This is a genomic window from Flavobacterium sp. UBA4854 (genome assembly GCF_002399805.1).
Taxonomy (GTDB): Bacteria; Bacteroidota; Bacteroidia; order Flavobacteriales; family Flavobacteriaceae; genus Flavobacterium; species Flavobacterium ginsengisoli.
The window spans coordinates 41052-47561 of the sequence record NZ_DHEI01000027.1 but is presented as its reverse complement, the minus strand read 5'-3'; the positions used below and the strand labels follow the sequence as shown (position 1 = coordinate 47561).

7 protein-coding genes are annotated in these 6510 nt (G+C 33.5%); 2 read left to right on the top strand and 5 right to left on the bottom strand.

Translation table 11 applies throughout. The features are described from left to right. Positions 1–914, bottom strand: a 914-nt coding sequence (locus tag B3J44_RS03205) for a trans-sulfuration enzyme family protein (RefSeq protein WP_286965745.1), incomplete at its 3' end; no start/stop codon positions are given. Positions 915–1018: 104 nt separating this feature from the next. Here B3J44_RS03205 and B3J44_RS03200 point away from each other — a divergent pair. Next, entirely contained in the window at positions 1019–1762 is a 744-nt protein-coding gene (locus tag B3J44_RS03200) for a DUF3298 and DUF4163 domain-containing protein (RefSeq protein ID WP_198855331.1), read from the top strand. Between the two features lie 79 nt (positions 1763–1841). Here the strand turns inward: B3J44_RS03200 and B3J44_RS03195 are convergent, their stop codons facing one another. From B3J44_RS03195 to B3J44_RS03180, 4 genes are all read right to left on the bottom strand, one after another. Next, positions 1842–2987, bottom strand: coding sequence for an ATP-binding protein (locus B3J44_RS03195; RefSeq protein ID WP_286965743.1), 1146 nt, complete (start codon positions 2985–2987; stop codon positions 1842–1844). A 108-nt stretch (positions 2988–3095) separates the two neighbouring features. Then, on the bottom strand, positions 3096–3851 hold the full coding sequence (locus B3J44_RS03190) for an SDR family NAD(P)-dependent oxidoreductase (RefSeq protein WP_286965741.1): 756 nt from the start codon (positions 3849–3851) through the stop codon (positions 3096–3098). An 81-nt stretch (positions 3852–3932) separates the two neighbouring features. Further along, the gene (locus B3J44_RS03185) at positions 3933–4439 is read right to left on the bottom strand and encodes a GNAT family N-acetyltransferase (RefSeq protein ID WP_286965738.1); all 507 of its coding nucleotides are present in this window, start codon (positions 4437–4439) and stop codon (positions 3933–3935) included. A gap of 18 nt (positions 4440–4457) precedes the next feature. Next, on the bottom strand, positions 4458–5333 hold the full coding sequence (locus tag B3J44_RS03180; RefSeq protein WP_286965736.1) for an aldo/keto reductase: 876 nt from the start codon (positions 5331–5333) through the stop codon (positions 4458–4460). Positions 5334–5545: 212 nt separating this feature from the next. On the opposite strand from B3J44_RS03180, the gene B3J44_RS03175 reads away from it, so the two are divergent. Beyond that, a partial coding sequence (locus tag B3J44_RS03175) for an AAA family ATPase (RefSeq protein WP_286965735.1) occupies positions 5546–6510 on the top strand: 965 nt, incomplete at its 3' end.

The window sequence follows — 6510 nt, the reverse complement described above, 5'->3', positions numbered from 1 at the left end:
CCAGATTTAAAATCAAAAGAAACCATTCCTCCAAAAGCTTTCATTTGCTTTTTAGCAATTTCATGAAACGGATGATTTTTCAAACCAGGATAATAAACTGTTTTAATCTTTGGATGATTACTTAAATATTCAACTACTTTTTCTCCATTTTCGCAATGTCTCTGCACTCTTAGAGCTAAAGTTTTGATTCCTCTTAAAACCAAAAAACTATCCATTGGCCCAAGTGTAGCTCCAGTAGCAAATTGCTGAAAATGCAACTGTTCTCCAAGCGCTTCATCTTTTACAATTAATGCTCCAGCAATAACATCAGAGTGTCCTCCTAGATATTTCGTCGCAGAATGCATTACAATATCTGCTCCTAAATCTAAAGGTTTTTGCAAATAAGGCGTTGCAAAAGTATTATCTACCGCAAGAAGAATTTTTTTCTCTTGAGTGATTTTTGCTATTTCTTGAATGTCTGCCAATTTCATTAACGGATTGGTTGGCGTTTCTACCCAGATTAACTTGGTATTTTCGTTAATTAAACTTTTCAGTTTCTCGATATTCGTCATATCCACAAAATGAAATTTAATACCCGAATCTTTATAAACACGAGAGAACATTCTGTATGTTCCTCCGTACAAATCATCCATTGCAATGATTTCGTCTCCCGCTTTAAAAGATCTTAAAACGCAGTCAGTCGCAGCAAGACCAGATGAAAATGCTAATCCGCGAGTTCCATTTTCAATACTAGCCAAAGCATCTTCTAAAGCCGTACGCGTCGGGTTTGAAGCTCTACTATATTCGTAATCTGCCAAAGGTTTCCCTGGACTTGTTTGAACAAATGTTGAAGTTTGATACACTGGCGGCATAACAGCTCCTGTACTTGGATCATGATGCTGTCCTCCGTGAATAACTTTTGTATTGAATTTCATATAGTTATAAATTTTAATTCCATAATTCTTTTACAAATTTACCGCTTAATTTATTTTATCGCGACACAAGTTCTTACCTTTGTAGATAATTAACACTTTTTGATATGAAAAATTACATATTTATAATCTTTTTGTGTTTGATTTTTACAAGTTGCAAAAAAGAGCTTTCATTTGACAATGAAACGTTTGAAGAAAAATCTACTATTCCGTGCAAAAAAGATTGCCCAAGAATTACGATAGAAGTTCCAATTGCTAAAAATGTTAAAGTAACATCAGACAGCATTAATAAAAAAGTATTTGCTGTAATTAAAGAGATTGCATTTTTTGAAGAAGATTCTGTAAAAGTTGATGATTATAAATCATTAGCAAAATCGTTCATTGTTTCATACGAAGAAATGCATCAAAAATTCCCAAATGACACCTTTGGCTGGGAAGCAAGAATAATAGGAAATGTAGAATTTCAGTCAGAGCAAATCTTAAATCTTAAAATTGACCATTATACCTTCACAGGCGGCGCTCATGGTTATCAAGGTTATCGCTCTTTATTATTCGATAAAAAAACAGGAAAAACGATTTTTAACAATCAGCTATTTAAAAACGAAAAAGAGTTTAAAGCTTTCGCTGAAAAAACTTTCAGATCAAAATATAAAATTCCAGAAAAAGCCAATATCAATGCCACAGGATTAATGTTTGAAAATGACAAATTTCAACTTCCTCAAAACATCTTCTATACTTCTGCGGGTTTACTTTTATATTACAATTCATATGAAGCTGCATCATACGCAGATGGCCCAAAAGAGCTTTTATTCCCGTATGAAGAAGTAAAAAAATATTTGAATTTTCACTAAATAATTTCAGCATCGATTAAATGCACCGCAGTGCGTCTCTATAGAAAATCTTAGAACCTTAGCAACTTAGAATCTTTTCTCACTGAACATCATACTTCATTTTACGCAAAACCCTCAAGGCTTCTTTAAACGAAGAATATACATTTTTATAAGGCTTTAAAAGCAATTTTGCATCTATTAATTTTTGTCTGGCATCCTCAAAACCATTCAAATGACAAATCATAAAGGTAGAAGGCAGATTTTCTAAATCCTTCATTTCACGATCCGATAAAGTGATTTCTTTTTGGAGTTTACCCAATAGAGCCATATTCGAATTATAAATATGATATAGCATTTTTCTATTGAATTCTGGCGGCTGAAAAAGCATCTGACGGTCGATTTTATAATAACCGTTATCAAAAAAATAAATGGTTTGCTCTTCTAATGGATAATAACTTGTTTTGTCATTTAATCCTAGCGGAACATATTCTGTAATGGTAAAAGTATCGTCGTTATATTCGATTGTAACAACATCTTGTGCCGAATAAAAAAGTTTAATTTGTTCGTTTATCAATTCGATATCTACACGAGACAAATATGTTTTATCACGCATTTTTTTTGGAACTCCTGCCCAACAAATCACAAATAATTCTTTAAAAACACGATATTTAGGAGACATATCTTTATGCCTGAAATTCATAAAATCGATAACACCGTCTAAAGTATATTGAATACTATTTCGAGAACTATTTTCGATTCCAATAACCGTTTCTGTATTCTGATTGTTTTTTTCAATTTCCTCATGTTCTTCCAGAGGAATCGAATTACTACCGCGTCTTATAAAAACACTATTGGCAAGAATGGTATGAATTCCTTTTTTAAAGTAAGAGATTTTACTTTTAGGCTTTATTGTAACGAGACCAATTACTTTATCTTTTGGAAGATTAGGAAAAGGGACGTTTTCATATTGAATTTTTGGAGGGTTTTCTAAAAAAGCATTGACTAGATTCTGAATTCTACTATCATCAAAGAAATCGTCGCCGACAATTTCGTTATCTTGATCTTCTACTCCAACTACGATGTAAGAGTTATTGTTTGGGTTAGAATTGGATAAAGCACAAATGTGTTTTAGAAACTTTCCCTTCCCTTCACGAGAATGGAGATTCAACTGCCTTTTTTTATCATAAAAACTGCTTTCGTCATTATGGGCGAGGAGATTTTTAATTAAAAGGCGTTTATTAATCATGTCGATTTTATTTAGCCACGAATTGCACTAATTCGCAGTAATTTAATTTATTAAAACTTAAAATTAAAAAAAAGACGCACTACTGTGCGTCTCTATATTCGATTTTATTTAAATATTCTTTTTAACAATCGTCGAAGAGGCCTGTGCAGTACTCATAACAACCAAATCGGCAATATTTACATGATAAGGTCTTGAAACCACAAAGTAAATAATATCGGCGATATCTTCTGCCTGCAGCGGATCAAATCCTTTATAAACATTTGCTGCTCTTTCAACATCTCCTTTAAAACGAACTTCGCTAAATTCTGTTGCCACCATTCCTGGATGAATGCCTCCAACTCGAATTCCAAACGGATTCAAGTCAATTCGCATTCCTGCAGTAATGGCATCAACAGCGTGTTTAGATCCGCAATACACATTTCCATTCGGATAAACTTCTTTTGCAGCAGTTGAACCAATATTAATAATATGTCCAGATTGTCTCTCAACCATCTGCGGAATTATAGCTTTTGAAACGTATAAAAGTCCTTTTACATTAATATCAATCATGGCATCCCAATCGTCTAAATTTCCATTTTGAATCGGATCTAAACCGTGGGCATTGCCTGCATTATTGATTAAAACGTCGATTGTAGAAAAATCGCTTGGCAAAGCTCCAATTTTTTTTAAAACTTCTTCTTTATCGCGAACATCAAATGTTAGAGAATGAACTTCTGTAAAAGCCGAAAGTTCTTTTTGAAGTTCTTCCAAACGATCTTTACGTCTTCCGCAAAGGATTACTTTATAATTGTTTTTCGCTAAAATCTGAGCGGTTGCTTTTCCAATTCCGCTTGTAGCACCAGTAATTAAAACTGTTTTTTTCATTTCATTTTTTTTATTTTTTACCACAGATTAAAATGATTCTTTTGAAATCTGTGAAAGTCTTTTAATCTGTGGTAAAATATTTTAATTCTTATTTTTCCATTCCTCCAAATTCAACACCATATTGAGCGCTGTCCAAGTTTCTCCATCTACTTCTCTCAAATATTTTTTGTCAGGATTTAAAGTAAACCCAACTTTTTCATAACATTTTTGAGCTCCGACATTAAAGTCAAAAACATTCAATTCAATATTTCTTTCTTTCCTGTTTTCAAAAATATATTGCAACAATAGAGTCACCATTTGCTCGCCAATTCCTTTTCCTCTTTGATTTTCATCCATAATCAAGATTCGACCTAATTTTGCAAAACCGTCGTAAAAATAAATTTCACAATGTCCAATAGTGCTGCCATTCGAAATATTTGCAACTCTAAAAGCAACTCTATTTTCATCAGAAAGTGTTTTATCTATTTGGCTCTCTGTTAAAGGAAAAGTAAACTCTGGTCCGCCAAATTGCATTAAAGCTTTTGCATTCTTGACAGAATCGATCAATTCAGAATAATCTTTTTTTTCAAAATTTTCTAAGCGTATCATTTTTCAGAACAGTCCAAATTAAGGCACATCGTCACCCATACTTTCTGTCCAGATTGCAAACCAATCTTCTGTATCCATTTCCAGTTCAACTGCTTTTGATAAAGCCTGAATTCTAGCAATATTTACGGTACCTGCAATCGGAATTACTTTTGCAGGATGTTTTAAAATCCATGCCAATAAAAGTGTATCTGCACCTAAGTGATATTTTTCTAATAAAGTAGAGAACAGTTTTTTCAAACGGCGAGTCTGTTTGGTATCTTCTCTAAAAACAGTTCCAAGCGGGTTCCATGATAGAGGGCGAATTCCGTTAGTTTGCATATAATCTAAACTTCCGTCCAACATTGGCTCGTAATGTGTTGCCGAAAATTGTACCTGATTATAACTCACTTCTGTTTTCTGACGAATTAATTCTGTTTGAGAACTAGTAAAATTAGAAAGTCCAAAATCAATAATTTTTCCTTGTCCTTTTAATTTCTCAACAGCTTCGGCAATTTCGTCAGCCTGCATTAACGGACTTGGCCTGTGAAGCAGAAAAACATCTACATAATCTGTTTTTAAATTTTTTAGAGATTTTTCTACAGACTTAATAATATAGTCTTTAGAATAATCATAATGTTTGATTTTGTTTTCTGGGCGTTTTTCAGCAATCATCTGAATACCGCACTTTGTAATTAATTGTAATTTTTCGCGATCAATTTTACTTGCATGAAAAGCTTTTCCAAAATCGGCTTCGGTCGTATACGAACCGTAAATATCCGCGTGATCAAAAGTCGTAATTTTGTTTTCGATACTCACTTGTATCATGTTTTCCATTTCGCTAGTTGTAAGGTTTTTATCCCAAACTCCCCAATTCATAGTGCCCGAAATTATAGGCGATAAGACTGTTTTGCTCATAATAGTTATGCGTTATTTTTGGTAATAATTATGCTTTCATAAAGCATAATCATCAAAGTTCTTAAAAATATAAAAATAGATTCACAATTAGTCCTTAAAATTAGGTCTTTGGTCGAAGTTTTAACCATTCTTTAACATCTTACTTCTCAAAAAATATTCAATTTGCACTCTCAAAAATTAGGCGTAAAAATCAAGGTTTTAAAAATATTTATATGGAAGAAAATACAACGACTTTAGACATTAGAGCGATAAATGAAAAAATTGAGCGAGAAAGTGCTTTTATAGACCTTCTTACAATGGAAATGAACAAAGTTATTGTGGGTCAGAAACATATGGTCGAGCGTCTATTGATCGGATTACTTGGACAAGGGCATATTTTATTGGAAGGAGTTCCAGGTCTGGCAAAAACTTTAGCCATCAACACGCTTTCTCAAGCGGTTCAAGGATCTTTCAGCCGTATCCAGTTTACGCCAGATTTATTACCTGCCGATGTTATCGGAACCATGATTTACAATATTAAAGCAAACGAGTTCTCAATTAAAAAAGGACCAATTTTCGCCAATTTCGTACTTGCCGATGAGATTAACCGTGCTCCTGCAAAGGTTCAATCAGCTTTATTAGAGGCAATGCAGGAGAAACAAGTTACTATTGGTGACACTACATTTAAATTAGATCGTCCGTTTTTAGTATTAGCAACACAAAACCCTGTTGAGCAAGAAGGAACATACCAGTTACCTGAAGCACAAGTTGACCGTTTTATGTTGAAAACCGTAATTGATTATCCAAAAATTGATGAAGAGCGTTTCGTAATTCGTCAAAACTTAAAAGGATCTTACGAAAAAGTAAATCCAGTAGTTTCTGTAGATCAGATTTTACGTGCTCAGGAGGCTGTTCGCGAAGTTTATATGGACGAAAAAATCGAGAAATATATTCTTGATATTATTTTTGCTACACGTTACCCAGAAAAATACAAATTAGCCGATTTAAAACCGCTTATCAGTTTTGGAGCTTCTCCTCGTGGAAGTATCAACTTGGCTAATGCTGCAAAATGTTATGCTTTCATCAAACGTCGTGGTTACGTAATTCCAGAAGACGTTCGTGCAGTTGTTCACGATGTATTACGTCACAGAGTTGGAATCACTTACGAAGCAGAAGCAGAAAACATTACTTCTGTAGA

Bases quoted from the DNA above. Each gene is read 5' to 3' on its own strand.
- B3J44_RS03195 (WP_286965743.1), bottom strand. From the start codon at position 2,987: ATGATTAATAAACGCCTTTTAATTAAAAATCTCCTCGCCCATAATGAC.
- B3J44_RS03200 (WP_198855331.1), top strand. From the start codon at position 1,019: ATGAAAAATTACATATTTATAATCTTTTTGTGTTTGATTTTTACAAGT.
- B3J44_RS03180 (WP_286965736.1), bottom strand. From the start codon at position 5,333: ATGAGCAAAACAGTCTTATCGCCTATAATTTCGGGCACTATGAATTGG.
- B3J44_RS03190 (WP_286965741.1), bottom strand. From the start codon at position 3,851: ATGAAAAAAACAGTTTTAATTACTGGTGCTACAAGCGGAATTGGAAAA.
- B3J44_RS03185 (WP_286965738.1), bottom strand. From the start codon at position 4,439: ATGATACGCTTAGAAAATTTTGAAAAAAAAGATTATTCTGAATTGATC.